The organism is Corynebacterium massiliense DSM 45435, from assembly GCF_028609805.1.
Classification (GTDB): domain Bacteria; phylum Actinomycetota; class Actinomycetes; order Mycobacteriales; family Mycobacteriaceae; genus Corynebacterium; species Corynebacterium massiliense.
In genome coordinates this window covers 244,553-264,391 of the sequence record NZ_CP063189.1, presented here as the reverse complement: position 1 = coordinate 264,391, position 19,839 = coordinate 244,553, and the positions used below count along the sequence as shown (strand labels likewise).

Here is a 19,839-nt window from a genome sequence, read left to right as displayed (position 1 = left end):
CCCGCGACACGCCGAGCCAGACACACATTTTGACCCTTAACCCGAAGGCCTTCCCGGAGGATCTGGGTACGCGAAAAGCCCGCCCTCCCAGCGAGGTGTGCGGGAGGACGGGCTAAGAAGCAGCACGCATAAAGCGTGCGCGCGCTGGTTTACTTACCCAGCTTGCGACGCTGAACGCGGGTGCGGCGCAGCATCTTGCGGTGCTTCTTCTTGGACATGCGCTTGCGGCGCTTCTTGATCACAGAACCCATAGCAATTGCCTCACTTTCGGGGACATAGTACGTACATGCCTTATCGCGTTCGCAGGCGTGGAATACCGGCGCGCTCTCGCGGTGCACTCGGACAACGCGCGGAGGCCCTCCGAAAAGGAGAACCAGGGCTGGCGCCACATAGTGACCAGCCGCACGACGCAGGCGTCACGCAGATAAGAATGGTGCTAGTTTACCGAGACCCGCAACGTGCGACAAAACCACCACAGCGCCCGCGGCCGTGAATGTGCATAGACATTCCCAGGCGACAGGCGCTGCGGAAAGGTGTGTGGGCGGGACGCCGCCCAAGCGGCTTTAACCCCAGTTGCCCGACAGTTATCCGACGTCGTAGACCGAGTTCGACAGGTAGTCGGAAACCGCCTTTTCGTGGACACGGAAAGAACGACCAACTCGCACGGCCGGCAGATCACCCGCGTGGACCAAGCGGTACACGGTCATCTTGGAGACACGCATCATTTCTGCGACCTCAGCGACCGTGAGAAAGGTCCCTTTGTCTTCGTTTGCCATAAGTTACCTAACCCTTCAGCTCGTCGCGCGCTGCAGGCTTCCCCTCCCGCAGGACAACACGCACGTACTTGCCCCACCCTAGCGTGAGTTCTGTGACTAATGCGACCTAAGGGGTGGATTTTTCCTCAGGGAGCGCGCAGGAAACGCGAAACTAGCGGGACAACTTCCCTCCCACCGGTCCCGTTCGTGCACTCAGAAACCAACAAAAAGGCCCACCCTCCCCCGAATGAGGCGGACGGGTGGGCGCGGGCCGACTCGGCGGAACGCCTACAGCCTTAACCGAGCTCTTGGGAGCGATCCGCGCATGCCTGGGCGGCGCGGAAGAAGGCGCCGCGGATGCCGGACTCCTCCAGCTCGCGCAGTGCGTGCACGGTCGTGCCGCCCGGGGAGGACACGTTCGCGCGCAGCGTCGCCGGATCCTTGCCCGATTCGGTGAGCATCGCGCCGGCGCCAGCCGCCGCCTGGGAGGCCAGCTTCTCCGCCACGTCGCGCTTGAGACCGAGCTGCACGCCGGCATCGACAAGCGCCTCGGTAACGAGGAAGTAGTACGCCGGGGAAGAACCGGACAGCGCGGTCACGGCGTCCATGTCCTTTTCCTCCACGGTGACCACTTCGCCGACGGCGCGCAGCAGTTCCTCGACCTTCTGCAGCTGCTCGTCGCTGACGTTGTCGCCGGCCGCGCACGCGTTCATGCCCTTGCCCACCAGCATCGGGGTGTTCGGCATGACGCGCACGACGGCGGTGCCCTCCGGCAGCGCCTTCTGCATGTCCGCGAGCTTCAGCCCCGCCGCCATGGACACGACCACGGCGTCGGTCGGCAGGGAGCCGCCTACCTCATCGAACATGTCAATAATCATGTACGGCTTCACGCACGCGAAGACGACATCGGCGTCCTTGACCGCCGCCTGGTTATCGCTGGTCGTGGTAACGCCGTACTTGTCCGCCAGCTCCTCGCTGCGCGACGAGCTGCGGTTGGTCACGGTGATGTTCGTGGCTTCCTGGCCCGAAGCAACGAGACCCGAGACGAGGGCCTCGCCGATCTGGCCGCCTCCTAAGACTGCAATGTTGGTCATAGATCCAACAGTGCCAGAAAACCCGCCAACGCGACTAGGCGTGGCGGGCGGAAAAAGAGCGTTACGCGCTCAGCAGGAGCGCCTTACGCAATCAGCAGCGGGCCGAAGGTGAGAACCACGCCCACGATGGCGGCCAGCAGCATCGACATGCTGTCGCGGTCCGTGCGCAGCGCGTGCGCCACGCCGACCATCGCCGCGGTGACCGCGACGCCCAGCAGCGCGACGACCGGCTTGGACAGGCGTGCCCACAGCGCCTCAAAGCCGAGGAAGACGAGTACGCCCAGCACCACGCCGAGCACGGCGAGCAGGATGACGGCCAGCGGATTGAGCTTGCCGTCCTCGTCAGCCTCGCCGTCGTGCGCATCACGCTCGTGATCGACAGGCTCCAGCTCGTCGTGCGCAGCGGTGTCGGTGGAGGCAACCGGCTGGTCCTCCCGGATGACCGGGATCTCACCGGTTTCGGCTTCCTGCGGGCTGTTCCACGCGGTGGTCTGGTCAGCGGCGGCGTTATCCGCCTGGGCGTTGCCGTCCCCGGCAACCTGCGGGCGCGGTGCCACGGTCGTCTGCGGCGCTGCCGCCTCGGCACGCTTAGCGGGCTCCGGGTGGTCAACCCGCTTGAGGACGGTGGTGTCGTCCTCCGCCGGGCCGGAGGCCTGCTCCGCCTTGGCGGCTGGGCGCTCGATGCGGCTGGCGTTGCCCACCGGGGCGTCCTTCTTATCCGCCTTTTCCGCGTCCTTCTTCTCCGCGTTCTTCTTCTCCGCATCCTTCGGAGCCGGGATGACGGGAGCCGGCTGGTCCATCGTCTGGTCGGAGTGCTTCGACTCCGGCGGGGTGGCCTCGACCTTCTTGAGGCCGCCGGTCAGCTCTGCAACGGAGATGCCGCCTTCCTCGAGACTGCGCCGGCGACGGCGGCGCGCAGAACCATCGGTGCCTTCCGCGCCCTTGCCCTTTTCGCCATTGCGCGCCAGAAGCTCCGCGACGGTCAACTGTTTCTCGTCAGCCATGCTCTTCTTCCTATCCCAGTCCCTTATCGATGCGGCTCAAGATAACGCCTTCGCGCAGCGCCCACGGACAAATCTCCAAGTGCTCCAAACCTAACGCGCGCATGCTCGCCTCCGCTACTAATGCGCCCGCGACGATCTGGTGCGAACGATCAGAGCTTACGCCCTCCAAGTCGGCGCGATCGGCCGCGGTCATGCGCGAGATAAAGGCGATGAGCTGGCGCAGGCCCGGAGCGGTGAGCGAACGTTTCACAAAGGGGCCTTCCGACGACGGGGCGGCGCCGGTCAGGCGGGCCAAGGTGCGAAAAGTCTTGGACGTGCCCACGGCCAGCCCCGCGGGACCGCGGTCGCGCAACTGCGCGGTGGCATCGGCAAGCTCCGCGTCGATGTAGTCGCGCAGCATGTTGACCTTCTTCTTGCCCGGCGGGTCCGTATCGAACCAGTTGTGGGTCAGCCGGCCGGCACCCAGGTCGAGGGAGAAGGCGAGGTCCGGCGCCTCATCGGTGCCGGTGGACAGCTCCAGCGAGCCGCCGCCGATGTCCAAGTTGGTGATCCGGCCGGCGGACCAGCCGTACCAGCGGCGGACCGCGTGGAAGGTCAGGCGGGCTTCCTCCTCACCGGAAAGCACCTGCAGGCGCACACCGGTCTGCTTTTCCACCTCGCCGATGACCTTTTCCGAGTTCGGCGCGGAACGTACCGCCGACGTGGCAAAAGCGATGAGCTCGTTGCAATCGAGCTTGTCAGCCAGCTCCTTGGCTTCCCCCACCGCGCTGACGAGCTTTTTCACCCCCTTCGGGTGAATGTTTCCGTCCTTGTCCAGCTGCTCCACCAGCTTCAAGGAGGTCTTCCAGTCGCTCATCGGGGTCGGCCGCCCACCCGGCCGCGCGTCAACGGCCACGAGGTGGACGGTGTTGCTTCCCACGTCTAATACACCTAATCGCACAGTTAAAGCGTAGTAGGTCTACCGTGTGGAGGTGTGAATCGCCCGCACACTTTTGGACAGACGAACACGGTGTACCTCGGTTTTCCGGCCACCACCCCCGCGGCTGCGGCGGTGCGTTCCGGCTCGGAGGTTGCCCCCGACTTTCCGCGTGAATGGTTCGAGTTCACCGATCCGGCCGATCCATTCCACGTCTTTTCCGTCGATCTGACGTGGATGGAGTCGCACTACAACTGCGTCTTCGGTTCCGGCGACTGCCCCGGCATCGACGCCACTGCCCCCGACGTGGGCTGTTGCGTGCACGGAGCATTTCTTGCCGATGCCGCCGACCGCACCCAGCTTGCCGATGTCGTCGCCGAAATGCCCGCCAAGTACTGGCAGAACCGGCCGGCCGCGACCGACGCGTGGCTGCGCGAGCGCGCGGAAAATAACGACAAGCCGCACGACAACCAGGACGTCGAGCCATGGCTGGAATGGGACGAGCTGGCGGGCGACGATGGCGAGCCGGAACCTTCGGTGAAAACGAAGACCGTGGACGGCGCATGCATCTTTGCTAACCGCGCCGGGTGGGCGACGGGCTCTGGCTGTGCGCTACACCAGTGGGCGATCGATTCCGGCCGCGACATCACGACCGCCAAACCCGAGGTGTGCTGGCAGCTTCCCATCCGCCGCCACGAGGACTTTGAGGAACGCCCCGACGGGCAGGAGATCCTGCGCACCACCATCGGCGAGTACGACCGGCGCGGCTGGGGCGACGGCGGCGAGGACTTTCAGTGGTACTGCTCCGGCAACGCGGCGTGCCACTCCAACCCCGATCCGCTGTGGCGCTCGCATAAGTCGGAGCTCACCGCGGTGATGGGCAAGGAGTGCTACGACATCCTCGCCGGCCACTGCGCGGCGCGCGAGGCGGCCGCCGCAGCCGGGGTGTCTTTCCCGACGCACCCGGCGACGGCCGCGCGAAAGGATTCGCGCGAGGATTAGTGAGTGAGCGAGGGCTACTGGTCGAACTTGTAGCCCAGCCCGCGCACCGTCACGAGGTGCTGCGGGCGGGACGGCTGCTCCTCGATCTTGGAGCGCAGGCGCTTTACGTGCACATCCAGGGTCTTGGTATCGCCGACGTAGTCCGCGCCCCAGATGCGGTCGATGAGCTGGCCGCGGGTGAGCACGCGCCCGGCGTTGCGGAGCAGGTACTCCAGCAGGTCGAACTCTTTCAGCGGCATGGAGATGGGCTCGCCATCGACGCAGACGGTGTGGCGCTCCACGTCCATGCTCACGCGGCCACCGCGCAGGATGTCGCTGGACGGATCCGGCGCGGCCGCCTCGGAAGTATCGGCCCCGCCGCGGCGCAGGACCGCGCGGATGCGGGCGATGAGCTCGCGGGACGAGTACGGCTTGGTCACGTAGTCATCGGCACCCAGCTCGAGGCCGACGACCTTGTCGATCTCGGAGTCGCGGGCGGTAACCATGATGACGGGCACGGAGGATTCGGCGCGCAGCTGCTTGCACACGTCGGTGCCGGACATGCCGGGCAGCATGAGGTCGAGCAAAACGATGTCGACGTCGTTGCGGGAAAACTCCTCCAGCGCCGTCGGTCCGTCGTTACAGACGATGGGTTCAAAGCCTTCCTTGCACAACAGGAAGGCCAGTGGATCAGCAAGGGACTCCTCGTCCTCAACGATGAGGATAGTCGTCATGTCAGCGTCGTCCTTTCCTTGACCTGATCATCATTATCCCGCGATACGGTCGCGTCTGCTTTGTTTTCGTCGGCGTATATCGGCAGTTCAATCGTGAACGTGGAGCCGGTTCCGGGCCGGGACCATAGCTTGATGTTCCCGCCGTGATTGGCCACCACGTGCTTTACGATTGCTAATCCTAAGCCAGTGCCACCCGTCGACCGCGATCGGGCTTTGTCTACGCGGAAGAAGCGCTCGAACACGCGCTTTTGATCGTCGGGGGCGATGCCGATGCCACGGTCCGTGACGCGGATAAGCACCAGCTCACCGCCCACCACCTTCTGGGAGATGCTCACCGGCAGCGCCTCCGGCGAGTAGTGGATGGCGTTGGATATGAGGTTGGACACCGCGGTCACCAACAGCGGGCGATCCGCAAGCACCTCCACGCCGGTGGAATCGCCGCGCAGGATGTCGATGCCGGCGGTATCCGCCGCGAGCTGGTTGCGGGAAATGGCTTCGTCCACCACCACGTCCACCGGCACCGGTTCCATCTCCGGCAGCGACTCCGCGCCCTGCAGCTTGGACAGCGCGATGAGTTCGCGCACCAGATCGCCCATGCGCTGGGCTTCCTTGAGCACGCGGGAGCCGAAGAACTCCACGTGCTCGGCATCGTCGGGCGAATCCAACAGCGCCTCCGCCAGCAGCGCGATGCCGCCGACCGGAGTTTTGAGCTCGTGGGAGACGTTGGCCACGAAATCGCGGCGGGCCGATTCCATCCGCGCGTTTTCGGTCTCGTCAGTGCCGTAGACGACGACGAAGCGGTCATCGTTGAGCGAGAGCGGCATCGCGGTCGCGCGGACGTTGGTGACGCGATTGCCGGTGCGGCGCTTGGGTATCTCGAGCGCTAGCACCCGGTTTTCCTTGTCCGAGTAGACCTCCTGCGCCAGCTCCCAGATACGCGGGTTGACGGTGCGCTCGTGCACGAGCGCCATGTCGTGCGCGGAGGCGTTGGACAAGATGACGTCGCCGGAGCGATCCAACACGGTCACGCCCGTGGGCGATCCCTGCACGGTCAGGTGCAGGACCTGGCTGACCGTCGTGATCTGGTTGGCCTGCGGCGACGAGGTTTGACGGAATTGCCGGATGCGCTCACGCAGCCACTGAAAGAGCGGCGGGGCGAGCGCGCAGACGGCAACGCCAAGGGCGAAAGTGAGCAGATACAACACAATGCGCCCCAGGGTACCTGGCGGTATCTACGCCTTACTTACCGCCTTGCGCGGCAACGGCGGCGGCTCCGGCGGCCGCCGCATCCGGGTCGAGGTAGGTGCCGCCCGGGTTCTGGACCTTGCCGTCAGCATCGATCTCGTAGACCAGCGGGATACCGGTCGGAATGTTGAGCCCGGCGATGTCCTCGTCCGAGATGTTGTCCAGGTGCTTGACCAGCGCGCGCAGGGAGTTACCGTGCGCGGCGACGAGCACGTTCTTGCCCTCCTTGACCTGCGGGAGGATAGTCTCTTCGAAGTACGGGACGAGGCGCGCGACGACGTCCTTAAGGCACTCGGTGCGCGGGACCGCCTCCAGATCCGCGTAGCGCGGGTCGTCTACCTGGGAGTACTCGGAATCATCGGCCAGCTCCGGCGGCGGGGTGCCATACGAACGACGCCACTGCATGAACTGGTCCTCGCCGTACTTGTCGCGGGTCTCCGCCTTGTTCAACCCCTGCAGCGCGCCGTAGTGGCGCTCGTTGAGCCGCCAGTTGCGCTCGACTGGGATCCAATGCCGGTCAGCGTGGTTGAGCGCGATGTTGGCGGTGCGGATCGCGCGCCGCAGCACGGAGGTGAATAAGAGATCCGGCAAGGCATCCTCAGCCGCCAGCAGCTCGCCGCCGCGCTTGGCTTCGACCTCCCCCTTCTCCGTGAGATCAACATCCACCCAGCCGGTGAATTGGTTGGATTCGTTCCACTTGGACTGCCCGTGACGCAGCAGGATGAGCTTAGACATAGGCAGCAGTTTAGCTACCCTCCGCCCGGCGCGTGGCGCGGTCCGCCGGGCCATTTTTCGTCGCGGCGGCGTAGACGTCTTCCAGCTGCTCGGCCGATGCCGCCCAGCTAAACGTCGCCGCGTGCGCGACGGCGGTCTCGCCCATGCCGATGCGCAGGTCGTCATCGTCAAGCAACTGCCCCAGCGCGTCGGCCCACGCGGCCGGCTCGTGCCCGCGGACCAGCACGCCGGTCTCCCCGTCGCGCACGGCGATGGGCAGGCCACCTACCCGCGCCGCGACCACGGGCGTGCCGGAGGCCTGCGCCTCCACCGCCACCAGGCCGAAGGACTCGTTGTAGCTGGGAACCGCCACGATGTCCGCCGCCTGGTACACAGCCACCAGCTCGGCCGGCGGGCGCGGCGGGATGAACCGCACGCGATGCTGGATCCCCAGCTCGCGGGCGAGCTGCCGGTAGTCCTCCACGGACGATCCGTTTCCCGATGCCCCGCCGCAGATCACCACCCGCAGGTTGCGGTACGGATCCCGCTGGAACAGCTCCGCCGTCGCGCGCAGGAGGACCTCCGGCCCCTTGAAACGCTGCAGGCGCCCGACGAAGACCACGACCTTCGCGTTGAGCGGGATGCCCAGCTCGCGACGGGAACGCTCGGTATTGCGGTTGGTTCCGGGGGTAAACAGCTGGGTGTCCGCGCCGGGTTTGACCGTGCGGATAGTCTCCGGGCGCGCGTCGTAGTGGTAGGCCAGCTCGCGCGCCTCGTCCTCGGTGTTGACCACCAAGAGATCCGCGTTGTCCACCAGCTGCTGCTCGCAGATGCGGCGCGCTTCCGCTTCCTGGGCGTCCTCGCTGGAACGGTGCGCGTTTTTCACCGCCGCCAGCGTGTGGGCGGTGTGCACCAGCGGCACCTGCCAGAGATCGCGCAGCAGCCACCCCACCTGGCCGGACAGCCAGTAGTGCGAGTGGATGAGGTCGTAGTGCAGACCGTTTTCGCGGGCGAATTGGATCATGCCGCCGGCGAAGGCGGCGAGCTGCGTCGACAGCTCGTCCTTACTCAATCCCTCGTAGGGTCCGGCGACGATGTTGATGACGCGGAAGCCGTCCTCGACTTCGACGATGTCGCCCTGGCTGGGACGGGTGGCGTGCGTGTACACGTCCACGGTGATGCCCCGGCGCGCCAGCTGCAGCGCCGTGTTCAGGATGTAGACATTCATTCCCCCGGCATCGCCCAAGCCCGGCTGTTCGATGGGTGAGGTGTGCATCGAAATCATCGCCACGTTCATGGTGGCCCAGTCTAACCACGCCGCGAGACCGGCCGACGACACACAGTTTTGCCATCAATAATACTTCGGAGGGTGAAACCGTTATACTGTCTGCACGCAGTAACTTACGGTACCGAAAGTTAGGGAGAATTCCGTGTCCGCTTCCGAGAATAAAGCCTGGTTGAAGCACTACACCCCGTGGACGCCGCATTCGCTGGACTACGGCGAATCCACCCTCCTCGACGTCTACAACGACAACCAACGCCGCAACGCGGACAAGTCGGCCATGTACTTCTTCGGGCGCACAACCTCCTACGCCGAGCTCGACCGCCAGGTCCGCCGCGCCGCCGCGGGGCTGAAGGCCTTTGGCGTGCGCCCCGGCGACCGCGTCGCCCTCGTCATGCCCAACTGCCCGCAGCACATGGTGGCCTTCTGGGCCGCCTTGAAACTCGGTGCCATCGTGGTGGAGCACAACCCGCTCTACACCGCCCACGAACTCGAGGGGCTGTTCCAAAACCACGGCGCGCGCGTGGCCGTCGCCTGGGACAAGACGGCGTCCACCCTGGAAAAGCTGCGAGATAAGACCGAGCTGGAGACCATCGTCGCGGTCAACATGATCGAGGCGATGCCGAAGTCCCAGCAGGTCGCGCTCAAGATCCCACTGCCGCCGCTGAAGAAGCTGCGCACCCAGCTGTCCGCCCCGGCAGAAAATACGGTGCCGTGGGCCACGCTGCTTTCCGATGCCATCGGTGGCGACGGCCGCGACCTCACCTCGCCGGCCGACATTGACCGCGACACCACCGCGGTCATCCTCTACACCTCCGGCACCACCGGCGAGCCGAAGGGCGCGGAGCTCACCCATGGCTCGCTGTACGCCAACCTGCTCATGGGCAAGGCCTGGGTGAAAGGCCTCGGCGACAAGGACGAGCGGATGCTCGCTGCCTTGCCGATGTTCCATGCGTACGGCCTCACCTTCAGCGCGACGCTGGGCCAGCTCATCGGCGGCGAGGTCATCCTGCTGCCTGCGCCGAAGATGGACCAGATCATGAAGATCATGAAAAAGCACACCCCGACCTGGGTGCCGGGCGTGCCCACGCTGTACCAGAAGATCATCGACGAGGCGGACAAGACCGGCACGGACATCAGCGGCGTGAGCAACGCCTTCTCCGGCGCGGCCACGCTGCCGGTGAAAACTGTCGAGGAGTGGGAGCGGCACACCAATGGCTTCCTCGTCGAGGGTTACGGACTAACCGAGTGCTCCCCCATCCTCATCGGCAACCCGATGAGCGACGACCGCCGCCCCGGCTACATCGGCATCCCCTTCCCGGACACTGAGATCCGCATCGTCAACCCGGACAACCCGGATGAGGACATGCCGGACGGGCAGGAGGGTGAGATCCTCGCCCGCGGCCCGCAGGTGTTCAAGCGTTACTTCAAAAACCCGGAGGCCACCGAGAAGGCGTTCCACAACGGCTGGTTCCGCACCGGCGACTTGGGCGTCATGGACGAGGAGGGCTTCATCCGCCTGGTCAGCCGCCTCAAGGAGGTCATCATCACCGGCGGCTTCAACGTCTACCCCGGCGAGGTCGAGGAGGCCCTGCGCGAGCACCCGTCCATCCAGGACATCGCGGTGGTGGGCCGCCCCCGCAAGGACGGCTCCGAGGACGTGGTCGCCTGCGTGACGCTGACCACCGGCGCGCCCATCGACCCGGAGGAGTTCAAGGAATTCGCCCGCCAGCGGCTTACCCGCTACAAGGTGCCGCGCACGTTCTACAACTTCGACTCCCTGGCCATCGACCACATGGGCAAGATCCGCCGCCGCGAGGTCCAGGCGGATCTGCTGCGCCGTCTCGCCATGGAAGAAAAGCGTCACTAGCCGCGCTAGCTCATTAAGCTCGGCCGCATGACCGAGAAGAACAACGTTGAGTCCTTTGACCTTGACCACCGCAAAGTCGCCGCGCCGTACATCCGCGTCGCGGGGCGCACGGATTTAGGCAACGGCACGGAGATCGTCAAATACGATCTCCGCTTCTGCCAGCCCAACAAGGAGCACTTCGACACCAAGTCGATGCACTCCATCGAGCACATGATGGCGCAGTTCATGCGCAACTACACCGACCGACTCGTCGGCTTCGCGCCAATGGGCTGTCTCACCGGTTTTTACGCCATCACCAACCACATGGACTGGGATGAGCTGCTGCGCGCCGTTGAGGGCGGCCTCAACGAGATCCTCGAGGCCACCGAGGTCCCCGCCGCCAACGAGGTCCAGTGCGGCTGGGGCGCCGACCACGACTTGGAAGGCGCTAAGAAGTGGGCGCGTTACTTCCTCGACCACAAGGACGGCTGGCGCCAGGTCATGGCCGACGGCTCCGAGGCCTAAACCAGGTCCGCCACCTCTGGACGAAGCATAAAACCAAGTCCGCCACCTCTGTACGAAGCAGTGGCCTAGACCTAGGCCTCTGCTTCGTCCAGCTCGCAGCCCAGCCACACCGGCTCGGGCACGAGCGTGACGCCGTATTCACATTCCACGCCGTCGCGGACGCGGCGCGCCAGCTTGACGATGTCCTGCGTGGTCGCCGCCCCGCGATTCGTCAGCGCCAGGGTGTGGCGGGTAGACAGACGCGCCGGCGCGTCCATCGACGGGTAGCCCTTCTTGAATCCGGCGCGGTCAATGAGCCACGCGGCCGACAGCTTCTCGCCGCCCGGGGCGGCAAACCGCGGCATGTTGGCGGCGTCCTCCTCGCCGCGGATCTCGCGGACCTTGGCCTGCACGGCATCGGCAACCGCGGGCTCAACCACCGGGTTGGTGAAGAAGGAGCCGGCGGACCAGGTGTCGTAGTCCTGCTCGTTGAGCACCATGCCCTTCCCGCGGCGCAGTTGCAGCACCGCTTCGCGCACCTCGGCGACAGGGCGCCGCTCCCCTGGGTTCTCGGTGAGCTGGCCGAAGCGCAGCGGGGCGGACAGGCCGTCCGTGGTCAGCTGCAGCTCGATGGCGATGACCACCGCGCGGTTGGTGTATTTCAGGTTCGACGAGCGGTACCCAAGCTCCAACTCCTCGGCCTTTACCCAGTGGTCTTCTTCCGTCTCCCGCTCGTAGAGGCGCACCCAGGTGAGCGTCTCGGCGATCTCGGTGCCGTAGGCGCCCACGTTCTGCACCGGCACCGCGCCGGCGCGCCCCGGAATACCGGACAGGCACTCGATGCCGCCGAGGCCCGCCTCCACGGAACGGCGAACGACCTCGTCCCATTCCGCGCCGGCGCCCGCGCGCACGATACCGCTATCGGTGTTGACCTGGATATCCGTAAACTCCAGCGTGACCGCGACGATGTTGAGGCGCGCCAAGCCACAGGACTCGTCGGCCACGAGGAGGTTGGACCCGTCGCCCACGATGACGAACGGGATGTTCTCGCTGTCTAAGGCCTTGACCACGAACGCCACCGCGTCTGGGTTGGAGCAGCGCACCGTGTACAGGGGGCGGCCGCCCACGCGCAGCGTCGTCATGTCGGCGAAGGAGGAATCGTAGTCGATGTCGACGCCGACGAATTCTTGCAAGTGCTGGGTCATGAGTTCAGTTGCCACCTGTACCACGGTAGTCTGTTTTCCATGTCAACCCGAAGCGAAAACACCGTGACCATCAACCAGCCGGCAGAGAAGGTCCACCAGGCTCTTACCACTAAGGAGTACTGGGACTACATTGTGGAGAACCTGTCGCCGCAGGCTGGCGAGGTCCACGACTTCTCTGACAACACCGCTACCCTCTACGAGGTCCTGCCCACCACCCTGCTGCCGGAGGCCGCTCGCGCCCTGGTCTCCCAGGATTTGAAGGTCAAGCGCGTGGTGAAGGTCGGTGACCTGCACGACGGCAACGCTGACATCAACTACACCGCCGACGTGAAGGGCACCCCTGTCGACTTCGGTGGCGACATCAAGCTCTCCGGCGAGGGCGAGACCACCACGCTGGCCTACACCAACGACATCTCCGTGGGCATCCCGATGATGGGCCCGGCTATCGAGTCCAAGGTCGGCGAGCCGCTGGCCGAGCTCTTCGACAACGAAGGCCAGCTCACCGAGAAGTGGATCTCGGAGAATCTGGACTAGTCCACCAGCCGCGCTAGAGTAGCGCGCATGTCACACTCTTCTGCTGCCCGCGCCGCCTGGAAAGGCGTCGTGGGCACTTTAGTCACTGTCCTCATCCTCGTTCTCCTCGCTGAGTTCGGAACTCGGTGGTACATGTCGCACCGCGTCACCGAGGAGTTCAAAAACGCGACCGCGCAGCAGGGCGCGCAGGTCTCTACCGCGGACTCCGATCCGCACGTCACCTTCGGGCCCGTGCCGGTGACGTGGGGGCTCATTCGCGGCTCCCTCGATCAGGTCAACGTGGATACCCCGTCGACGCTTCAGATCAACGAGTCCGACGTCAACGGCCAGCCTCCTATCGAGGCGCACCTGAAGGACGTCACGGTCAGCGACCAGCCGGTGGCCGGCGAGCTCGACGCCTCTACCACCGTCCCCGACCAGCTCATCCTCGTCGTGCTGCAGAACGCCGTGCGCGAGCAGTCCGGCTTCGACCGGCTTGGCGATGTCGTCATCACCGACATCACTACCCACGACGAGAACGACACCATCGACGCCGAATTCGCCGGCGGGCTAGGCTCGCTGACCATCCACCCGCGCGCCGAGAACGGCCGCCTGGCCATCGACACGCAGCAGGCGAAAGTCCTCGGCTTCGAGCTTCCGGACTCTGCCCGCCACGGCATTGAAGACACCATCCGCGAGCAGATCGACGCCTCCTCGACCGGCGACCTCGAGGTCACGCACGTCGACGTCCGCGACGGCGAGCTCAAGCTCAGCGCGCACGGCTCGAACGTAAACCTGCGGCAGCTTTCCGATGGCCTGGGCCAGTACGACCCGAGCCGGAAGTAGCGCGCTTTTGCGCTTTTGCGCTTTTGGCCGGCGCTAGCTCCTAGTCCCCCGCACGATCGCGCGTGAGCTCCCGCGGCGGCAGCACCGCCGCGGAGACAGCGGCCTCCGCGGCGAGGTCATCGACCGCCTCGTCCAGGGAGTCGGCCCAGTAGACGATTTCTATCCCGCCGCCGGAGGCAGCCAACACCTCGCCGACCGCCGCGAGCACTGTGCGCCCCCGCGAGCTGCCAGCTGTGTCGTTGTCTGCGCGCACCACGAGGCGATCGATTCCAGCCGCGCGCGCCGCCCGCACCGTCGGCTCCAGAACGCTCTGCGGCATCTCCCCGACCACGAGCCCCAGCTGAGCCGGCGCCGGGACGGCCTCGCGGAACGCCGCGAAGTCAACGAGCAACGCGTTCTCGTCGCCCGCCGCCGGGTCGGGCGCGACCCATACCTCCGCGGCACCGCCGTGGATAGCCAGCCGGGCTTCTGCCGCCTTGACCAGACGGTGGTGCCGCCCGGTGGGGAAACCGGCCAGCGACACCACGCTGTGGTCGGAATCGGCGAAAGCTTCTACGTGCGTCGGCGGGACAATAACCCCGCGGAGCGGGTGGGAAAAGTGGAAATTCGCGCACTCCTCACGGGGCGATAGGCGGCTTTCCGCGTCAACCGGGGCGAGGAAGGTGCGGGCGGCAAGCCACGCGACATCGTCAAGCACGATGCTCCTGCCTTAAAAGCCGTAGGTGCCGTTGAGGATGCTGCGGATCTGCGGGCGCACGTCGCACCAGTACACGCCGATGACTACGGCGCCGATGATGCTGAGCATGAACACCGCGCCCGCGGTAACGGTGGTGAGCACGAGGGCGATCGAGGACGCCGCGAGCAGCACCACCCAAATGGTCTTGGACTGACGGTCGGCGGCGTCGAAGGCGTCGTCGCGGGTCATCGCGGCGCTGATTGTTCCGGCAATTCCCGCGAGCGCGACAAGGCCGTAGAGGATCTTCTCCAGGAAGAACAGGACGGTGAAGATGACGCCAATACCCATGTGGGTCATCCTAACGGCGCGCCTCGTCATCAGTGGAGATGACCTCCCCCGCGATGACGTCCGGGTGCGGGGTAGCCCCGCCCTTTCCGGACTCTCCCTTCCCCTTTTCGGCCTGCAGGCGCTTCCGCGCCGCCGTGAGCGCCTCGCCTACGCCGTCCCGGGTCTCGCGGTAGACCTTGTCGTAGTGCTTCTTGGCAGCACCGAAAGACGCGGACTCACGCGTCGCGCGCGCTGCCTCCCGCACGGTTTCCGCGGCAGACGCGTCCGTGCCGTTGGCCCGGCGCTCCTGGACGTGGGAGGAGAAGTCCTTGACCACGTCCCACGTGGATCCACCGGCATCTTTGAGGTGGTCGACGGCGTTTTCCACCGTGCGCCGGATGTCGCTGCGGTTCGGTTCAGAAGTCATTGTCGTGAGCCTTCCGGGGTTAGAGAGCGAACAGTAGCTGGCTCACAGTGTAAATAAGCAGGCCCGCCAGCGCACCGACGATCGTGCCGTTCAAGCGAATAAACTGCAGGTCTTTGCCCACCATGAGCTCGATCTTGTCGGAAGCTTCGTCCGCGTCCCAGCGCTCGATGGTCTCGGAGATGATGCTGGTGACCTGCGGGGCATAGTTGTCGGCCAAAAAACGCGCCGCGCCCTGGATGCGGCGGTCGAGGCTTGCGCGCAACTGCGGGTCGCGCTGGATGTTGTTGCCCCAGTCCACGGCAAGATCCGTGATCTTGCCGCGCAGCATGGAGTCTTCAGTCTCTGCTTGCTCAATGATCGCGCGGGACGCTGCCTGCCACATCGAGGCTGCCGCTCCCTGCACCGGGGTGGAGCCCATCACGTCAGCTTTGAGGCCCTCGACCCGTTCCATCATCTGCGGATCTTCCTGCAGGTCGACGGCGAACTTGGCCAGGTTGCGGCGCACCGATTCGCGGGCCGGGTGGTTCGGGTCCGACTTCACGTCGCCCGCCCAATCGACCAACTCGCGGTACACGCGGTCACCGACCAGCGAGCGCGCGAAGCGCGGGGCCCACTGCGGCATGCGCTCGTCGATGAGTTCAACCACCGTGTGTTCCATGCCGAGCAGCTTGCGGTAGCCCCAGTCGATGATCTCGTCGACGACGGGCTCTACCTTTCCGTCATCGATAAGCCCCTGCAGCACACGTCCCAGCGGCGGACCCCAGTCGGGCTCGGCCAGGCGGTCCACCACCTGGGACTGCAGGAGCGCCTCAGCGTCGCGGGGATCGAGCGCGCGCACCGCGTTCGCAGTCAGCCGTCCTGTCTCGCGCGAGACCTTCGCGGCATTGCCCGGGCGGCTGGCAAGCCAGCTCCCCAGCTTTTCCGGCAGGTTCGCCTGCGCCACCTTCTCGGTGATGAGCTCGGCGTTGAGGAAGTTCTCGCCCACGAACTCGGAGAGCGCCCCGCCTACCTGATCCTTTTTATGGCGGATAAGGGCAGTGTGCGGGATGGGCAGGCCTAGCGGGTGGCGGAACAGGGCGGTGACCGCGAACCAGTCCGCCAAACCGCCGACCATGCCTGCCTCCGCGGCGGCCTGCACGTACCCAATCCACGCGGGCGTCTCCCCGGGCCGGTGGCTGGCCCAGGCGCAGGCGAAAAAGATCACCGCGGCAAGCGCCAGCAGGGCGGTGACCCCGGCCTTGTGCCGCCGTAGGACGCGGCGCCGTTCCGCCTCTACCTCGGGTGATGGACCGGGCACAGACCTGCGGCGAGTCAGGGTCGCACTGTGTTGAGACATGCCCTCTACCGTAATGCACGCACGAAAAAGCCCCGCCCGCCTGACTTGGGGTCAGGTGAGCGGGGCCGCAAACGCGCGATTCGGACGCTGGAGTCTTACAGGTCCTTCGCGTCTACCGGCTCAGCGTAACCGTGCGCCGCGCCGCTGCGCTCTGCGTCAGTGCGAACCTCGGTGCGGGAGCCCGCGTCGAGGCGGCGCTGCTGGGCGTATGCCTCGCGCTGCTGCTTCTGGCGCTTTTCAAACTGGTGGTAGTAACGGCGGCCGTAGCGGATGAGACCAAAGCCGGCGACGGTGATGGCGATGACCGCCGCGATGCCGACGATGATCCACATGTTGAAGTCCTGGTCACCGGCGGTGCCATACGGGTAGGCCATCACGCCCAGACCCCAGATGAGGATGCCGATGGCCGGCAGGATGGACAGCACGAGGCCCATGCCAATCCACGTGGAGTTGCGGATCAGCGAGGAGTGCGGCGCGGCCAGGGACATCGGGTCGTAGCCCTGGACGTAGCCGTCCTCCAACTTGCTCTCATACGTGGGGTAGGTCTCACGCTGAAAATCAGCGACAGCGTGCTGGTGGCTCATGGCAAAACTCTTTCTGGAACCTGGGTTTTTCTTAGGGCGTCCGTCTTAACCGACTATATCCTAGTCAGCCTTGCCGCGGAACGCCGCGCGTGCACGTTCACGGGTGACCGCGGACACGGCGGTCAGCGGGATGCCGGCCGGGCAGACATCGGCGCACTCACCGTACAGCGAGCAGTGGCCGAAGTTCTGCTCCAAGTCGTCCACCATTCGCTGCGCACGGCGGCCGCGCTCCTGCTTGCCCAGCGGCATGAGCGACAGGTGCACCAGTTTGGCGCCGGTGAACAGGTGGGCCGCGCCGTTCGGGCACGCAGACACACACGCACCGCAGCCGATGCAGGCGGCGTGATCCAGCGCGTACTCGGAGGTCTCGTGGTTGAGCTGCACGCTGTCAGCGTCCGGAGCGGTGCCCGCGTCCATGGACACGTAGCCGCCCTGCTCCATGACGTGATCCAGCGCGGAGCGGTCCACCACCAGATCCTTGATGATCGGGTACGCGGCGGAACGGAACGGCTCGATCTTGAGGGTGTCGCCGTCGTGGAACTGGAACAGGCGCTGCTGGCACGCCGGGGTGTTCTGCCCCGGGCCGTGCGGACGGCCGTTCACGGTCAGACCACAGGTACCGCAGATACCCTCGCGGCAGTCGGAGGCGAAAGCGTACGGCTCTTCGCCGCGCTCAATGAGGCCATCGTTGACGTGGTCGAGCAGCTCGAGGATGGACATCTGCCCGTCGGCGTCGTCCACCTGAACCGTCTCGAAATTACCTTCTTGCGTCGGACCAGCCTGACGCCAGATCTCAAGTGTCAGTTTCATTACTTGTAGTTCCTTGTCATCAGCGGGATCGAGTCAAAGTACAGCGGTTCAGCGTGGCGGATGAATTCGCCCTCGGTCTCGCCCGGCTCCCAGGCGGAGACGAAGCACCAGTTGTCATCGTCACGCTCGGCCTCGCCGTCTTCGGTCAGGTGGTCCTCACGGAAGTGGGCACCACAGGACTCGTCGCGGTCGAGGGCGTCGATGCACATGAGCTCACCGAGGTCGAGGTAGTCAGCAACGCGCAGGCCGTATTCCAGAACCTGGTTCATGTCCTCGGCGGAACCCGGGATGCGGACGTTGGCCCAGAAGTCGCGGCGGATCTCGCGGACCTTCTCCACGGCTACCTTCAGGTCTTCGACCTTGCGGGAAACGCCACAGCCCCAGTAGAGAACCTCGCCCAGCTTGCGGTGGTAGTAGGTCGGGCCGTGCGGGTCGTTGCCGCGGACGGTCATGAGCTTTTCGATGCGCGCGCGGGAGCGGTCGACCGCTTCCTGCGCCTCCGCGGAATCCTCCGGGAGCTTGTCCTCGCCCAGGTGATCAGCCAGGTAGTTCGGGACCGTGAACGGCAGGGTGAACCAGCCATCGACAGACGCGGACAGCAGGGAGTTCGCGCCCAGGCGGTTCGCGCCGTGGTAGGTCCAGGAACACTCACCGGCGGCGAACAGGCCATCGATGGAGGTCATCTCGTTGAAGTCCGTCCACAGGCCACCCATGGTGAAGTGGCAGGTCGGCGCGATGCGCATCGGGGTCTCGTACGCGGACTCGCCGATGGCCTCCTTGTACATCTGGATGAGGTTGGAGTAGCGCTCCGCGATGGTGTCCTTGCCCAGACGCTGGATGGCGTCACCCAGGTCGAGGTACACCGAGTTGTTCAGCGGGCCGACGCCCAGCCCCTTGTTGATCTGCTGGGAGATCGCGCGGGAGGCGACGTCACGCGGGACGAGGTTGCCGAACGCCGGGTAGCGGCGCTCCAGGAAGTAGTCGCGCTCCTCTTCCGGGATGGAGTTCGGATCGCGGTCGTCGCCTTCCTTCTTCGGCGACCAGATGCGGCCATCGTTACGCAGCGACTCCGACATCAGAATGGTCTTGGACTGCCACTCGGAGTTGACCGGCAGGCCCGTCGGGTGGAACTGAATGAACGCCGGGGAGGCGAGGTACGCACCCTGGTCGTAGGCACGCATCATGGCCGAGGCGTTGGAGTTCTTCGCCAGCGTGGACATGTGGAAGACGTTGCCGTAGCCGCCGGTGCCGAGGATGACGGCGTGGCCGGTAAAGGCCTTCAGCTCACCGGTGATGAGGTTGCGCGTGACGATGCCGCCACAACGCTTCGTGCCCTCTTCGTCGTAGGTGATGATGTCCTGCATGTCGTGGTGCGCGAACAGCTCCACGTTGCCCAGACCGATCTGGCGGTACAGCGCCGAGGTGGTCGACAGCTGCAGCTGCTGGCCTGTCTGGCCGCGGGTGTAGTAGGTACGGGAGACCTGCACGCCGCCGAAGGAACGGGTGGCCAGGGTGCCGCCGTACTCACGGGCGAACGGCGCGCCGATGGCGTTCATGTGGTCGATAACGCGCGGCGACTCCATGGCCAAGCGCCAGCAGTCGGACTCGCGGCAGCGGTAGTCGCCGCCCTTCACGGTGTCCTTGGTGTGGCGGTAGGCGGAGTCGTTGTCCACCTTGCGGGAGCGGGAGGAGTTCACGCCGCCCTGGGCGGCGATGGAGTGCGCGCGGCGCGGGGAGTCGTGGTAGGTGAAGACCTTCACGCCGTAGCCCAGCTCACCGAGCGCCGCGGCGGCCGCACCGGCGGACAGGCCGGTGCCGACGACGAGGATCTCGAACTTGCGGCGGTTGAGCGGCGAGACCAGCTGCATGTGGTCCTTGTGCTTTTCCCACATGTCCTTCATCGGGACGTCGTGGGGCTCGTTGGATTCCAGGATGTCGCCCGGGCGAACACCGTCCACGATGGACTGGGGATGCTGGAAGTCGGGGTGTTCCCGCTTCAATTCAGTGTTACTCATGGTGTGGAACTTTCCTCTCAGT

At 65.6% G+C, this 19,839-nt stretch carries 22 protein-coding genes; 5 read left to right on the top strand and 17 right to left on the bottom strand.

Features of this window, described 5'->3' with window-relative positions:
• Nucleotides 1-149: 149 nt before the first annotated feature.
• From CMASS_RS01280 to CMASS_RS01260, 5 genes are all read right to left on the bottom strand, one after another.
• On the bottom strand, nucleotides 150-251 hold the full coding sequence (locus tag CMASS_RS01280; RefSeq protein ID WP_003855542.1) for a 30S ribosomal protein bS22: 102 nt from the start codon (nucleotides 249-251) through the stop codon (nucleotides 150-152).
• Nucleotides 252-584: 333 nt separating this feature from the next.
• Nucleotides 585-776, bottom strand: a complete 192-nt coding sequence (locus tag CMASS_RS01275) for a helix-turn-helix domain-containing protein (RefSeq protein ID WP_022863596.1) — start codon at nucleotides 774-776, stop codon at nucleotides 585-587.
• A 275-nt stretch (nucleotides 777-1,051) separates the two neighbouring features.
• The gene (proC, locus tag CMASS_RS01270; RefSeq protein WP_022863595.1) at nucleotides 1,052-1,849 is read right to left on the bottom strand and encodes a pyrroline-5-carboxylate reductase; all 798 of its coding nucleotides are present in this window, start codon (nucleotides 1,847-1,849) and stop codon (nucleotides 1,052-1,054) included.
• 83 nt (nucleotides 1,850-1,932) lie between these two features.
• On the bottom strand, nucleotides 1,933-2,853 hold the full coding sequence (locus tag CMASS_RS01265; RefSeq protein WP_022863594.1) for a hypothetical protein: 921 nt from the start codon (nucleotides 2,851-2,853) through the stop codon (nucleotides 1,933-1,935).
• Between the two features lie 10 nt (nucleotides 2,854-2,863).
• On the bottom strand, nucleotides 2,864-3,793 hold the full coding sequence (locus tag CMASS_RS01260; protein WP_169460809.1) for a Ppx/GppA family phosphatase: 930 nt from the start codon (nucleotides 3,791-3,793) through the stop codon (nucleotides 2,864-2,866).
• 33 nt (nucleotides 3,794-3,826) lie between these two features.
• Between CMASS_RS01260 and CMASS_RS01255 the strand changes: the two genes are divergently transcribed.
• The gene (locus tag CMASS_RS01255; protein WP_022863592.1) at nucleotides 3,827-4,771 is read left to right on the top strand and encodes a DUF3109 family protein; all 945 of its coding nucleotides are present in this window, start codon (nucleotides 3,827-3,829) and stop codon (nucleotides 4,769-4,771) included.
• Between the two features lie 14 nt (nucleotides 4,772-4,785).
• Here CMASS_RS01255 and CMASS_RS01250 read toward each other — a convergent pair whose 3' ends face one another.
• The 4 genes from CMASS_RS01250 to mshA are packed head-to-tail and all read right to left on the bottom strand — an operon-like array spanning nucleotide 4,786 to nucleotide 8,740.
• Complete coding sequence (locus tag CMASS_RS01250) at nucleotides 4,786-5,484, bottom strand: response regulator transcription factor (RefSeq protein WP_022863591.1); 699 nt, start codon at nucleotides 5,482-5,484, stop codon at nucleotides 4,786-4,788.
• Entirely contained in the window at nucleotides 5,481-6,689 is a 1,209-nt protein-coding gene (locus CMASS_RS01245) for a sensor histidine kinase (protein WP_022863590.1), read from the bottom strand. The genes CMASS_RS01250 and CMASS_RS01245 overlap by 4 nt, the downstream gene beginning before the upstream one ends.
• Before the next feature lie 34 nt (nucleotides 6,690-6,723).
• A complete protein-coding gene (locus tag CMASS_RS01240) occupies nucleotides 6,724-7,470 on the bottom strand; it encodes a phosphoglyceromutase (protein ID WP_027018790.1) in 747 nt (248 codons plus the stop codon).
• A gap of 4 nt (nucleotides 7,471-7,474) precedes the next feature.
• Nucleotides 7,475-8,740, bottom strand: a complete 1,266-nt coding sequence (mshA, locus tag CMASS_RS01235; RefSeq protein WP_033399687.1) for a D-inositol-3-phosphate glycosyltransferase — start codon at nucleotides 8,738-8,740, stop codon at nucleotides 7,475-7,477.
• A 133-nt stretch (nucleotides 8,741-8,873) separates the two neighbouring features.
• On the opposite strand from mshA, the gene CMASS_RS01230 reads away from it, so the two are divergent.
• Entirely contained in the window at nucleotides 8,874-10,595 is a 1,722-nt protein-coding gene (locus CMASS_RS01230; protein ID WP_022863587.1) for a long-chain-fatty-acid--CoA ligase, read from the top strand.
• 27 nt (nucleotides 10,596-10,622) lie between these two features.
• Nucleotides 10,623-11,099, top strand: coding sequence for an S-ribosylhomocysteine lyase (locus CMASS_RS01225; RefSeq protein ID WP_022863586.1), 477 nt, complete (start codon nucleotides 10,623-10,625; stop codon nucleotides 11,097-11,099).
• A 71-nt stretch (nucleotides 11,100-11,170) separates the two neighbouring features.
• Here the strand turns inward: CMASS_RS01225 and CMASS_RS01220 are convergent, their stop codons facing one another.
• Complete coding sequence (locus CMASS_RS01220; RefSeq protein ID WP_022863585.1) at nucleotides 11,171-12,283, bottom strand: UDP-N-acetylmuramate dehydrogenase; 1,113 nt, start codon at nucleotides 12,281-12,283, stop codon at nucleotides 11,171-11,173.
• Nucleotides 12,284-12,322: 39 nt separating this feature from the next.
• On the opposite strand from CMASS_RS01220, the gene CMASS_RS01215 reads away from it, so the two are divergent.
• Complete coding sequence (locus CMASS_RS01215) at nucleotides 12,323-12,817, top strand: DUF2505 domain-containing protein (protein WP_022863584.1); 495 nt, start codon at nucleotides 12,323-12,325, stop codon at nucleotides 12,815-12,817.
• Between the two features lie 27 nt (nucleotides 12,818-12,844).
• Nucleotides 12,845-13,642, top strand: coding sequence for an LmeA family phospholipid-binding protein (locus tag CMASS_RS01210; protein WP_022863583.1), 798 nt, complete (start codon nucleotides 12,845-12,847; stop codon nucleotides 13,640-13,642).
• A 40-nt stretch (nucleotides 13,643-13,682) separates the two neighbouring features.
• On the opposite strand, the gene CMASS_RS01205 is transcribed toward CMASS_RS01210, so the two are convergent.
• The 7 genes from CMASS_RS01205 to CMASS_RS01175 all read right to left on the bottom strand — a co-directional run bounded on the left by CMASS_RS01205 (nucleotide 13,683) and on the right by CMASS_RS01175 (nucleotide 19,817).
• Nucleotides 13,683-14,339 carry a beta/alpha barrel domain-containing protein gene (locus tag CMASS_RS01205; RefSeq protein WP_022863582.1) on the bottom strand — a complete coding sequence of 219 codons (657 nt, stop codon included), beginning with the start codon at nucleotides 14,337-14,339 and terminating at the stop codon, nucleotides 13,683-13,685.
• A gap of 12 nt (nucleotides 14,340-14,351) precedes the next feature.
• Nucleotides 14,352-14,666, bottom strand: coding sequence for a DUF2516 family protein (locus tag CMASS_RS01200; RefSeq protein ID WP_022863581.1), 315 nt, complete (start codon nucleotides 14,664-14,666; stop codon nucleotides 14,352-14,354).
• 10 nt (nucleotides 14,667-14,676) lie between these two features.
• Complete coding sequence (locus tag CMASS_RS01195) at nucleotides 14,677-15,072, bottom strand: hypothetical protein (protein ID WP_022863580.1); 396 nt, start codon at nucleotides 15,070-15,072, stop codon at nucleotides 14,677-14,679.
• A gap of 19 nt (nucleotides 15,073-15,091) precedes the next feature.
• Nucleotides 15,092-16,408, bottom strand: a complete 1,317-nt coding sequence (locus CMASS_RS01190; RefSeq protein WP_027018788.1) for a DUF445 domain-containing protein — start codon at nucleotides 16,406-16,408, stop codon at nucleotides 15,092-15,094.
• A 95-nt stretch (nucleotides 16,409-16,503) separates the two neighbouring features.
• Entirely contained in the window at nucleotides 16,504-16,992 is a 489-nt protein-coding gene (locus CMASS_RS01185) for a hypothetical protein (protein ID WP_022863578.1), read from the bottom strand.
• A gap of 60 nt (nucleotides 16,993-17,052) precedes the next feature.
• Nucleotides 17,053-17,802: a succinate dehydrogenase/fumarate reductase iron-sulfur subunit gene (locus tag CMASS_RS01180; RefSeq protein WP_022863577.1), complete on the bottom strand. Its 750-nt coding sequence runs from the start codon at nucleotides 17,800-17,802 to the stop codon at nucleotides 17,053-17,055.
• Complete coding sequence (locus tag CMASS_RS01175; RefSeq protein WP_022863576.1) at nucleotides 17,802-19,817, bottom strand: fumarate reductase/succinate dehydrogenase flavoprotein subunit; 2,016 nt, start codon at nucleotides 19,815-19,817, stop codon at nucleotides 17,802-17,804. The genes CMASS_RS01180 and CMASS_RS01175 overlap by 1 nt, the downstream gene beginning before the upstream one ends.
• Nucleotides 19,818-19,839 lie beyond the last annotated feature (22 nt).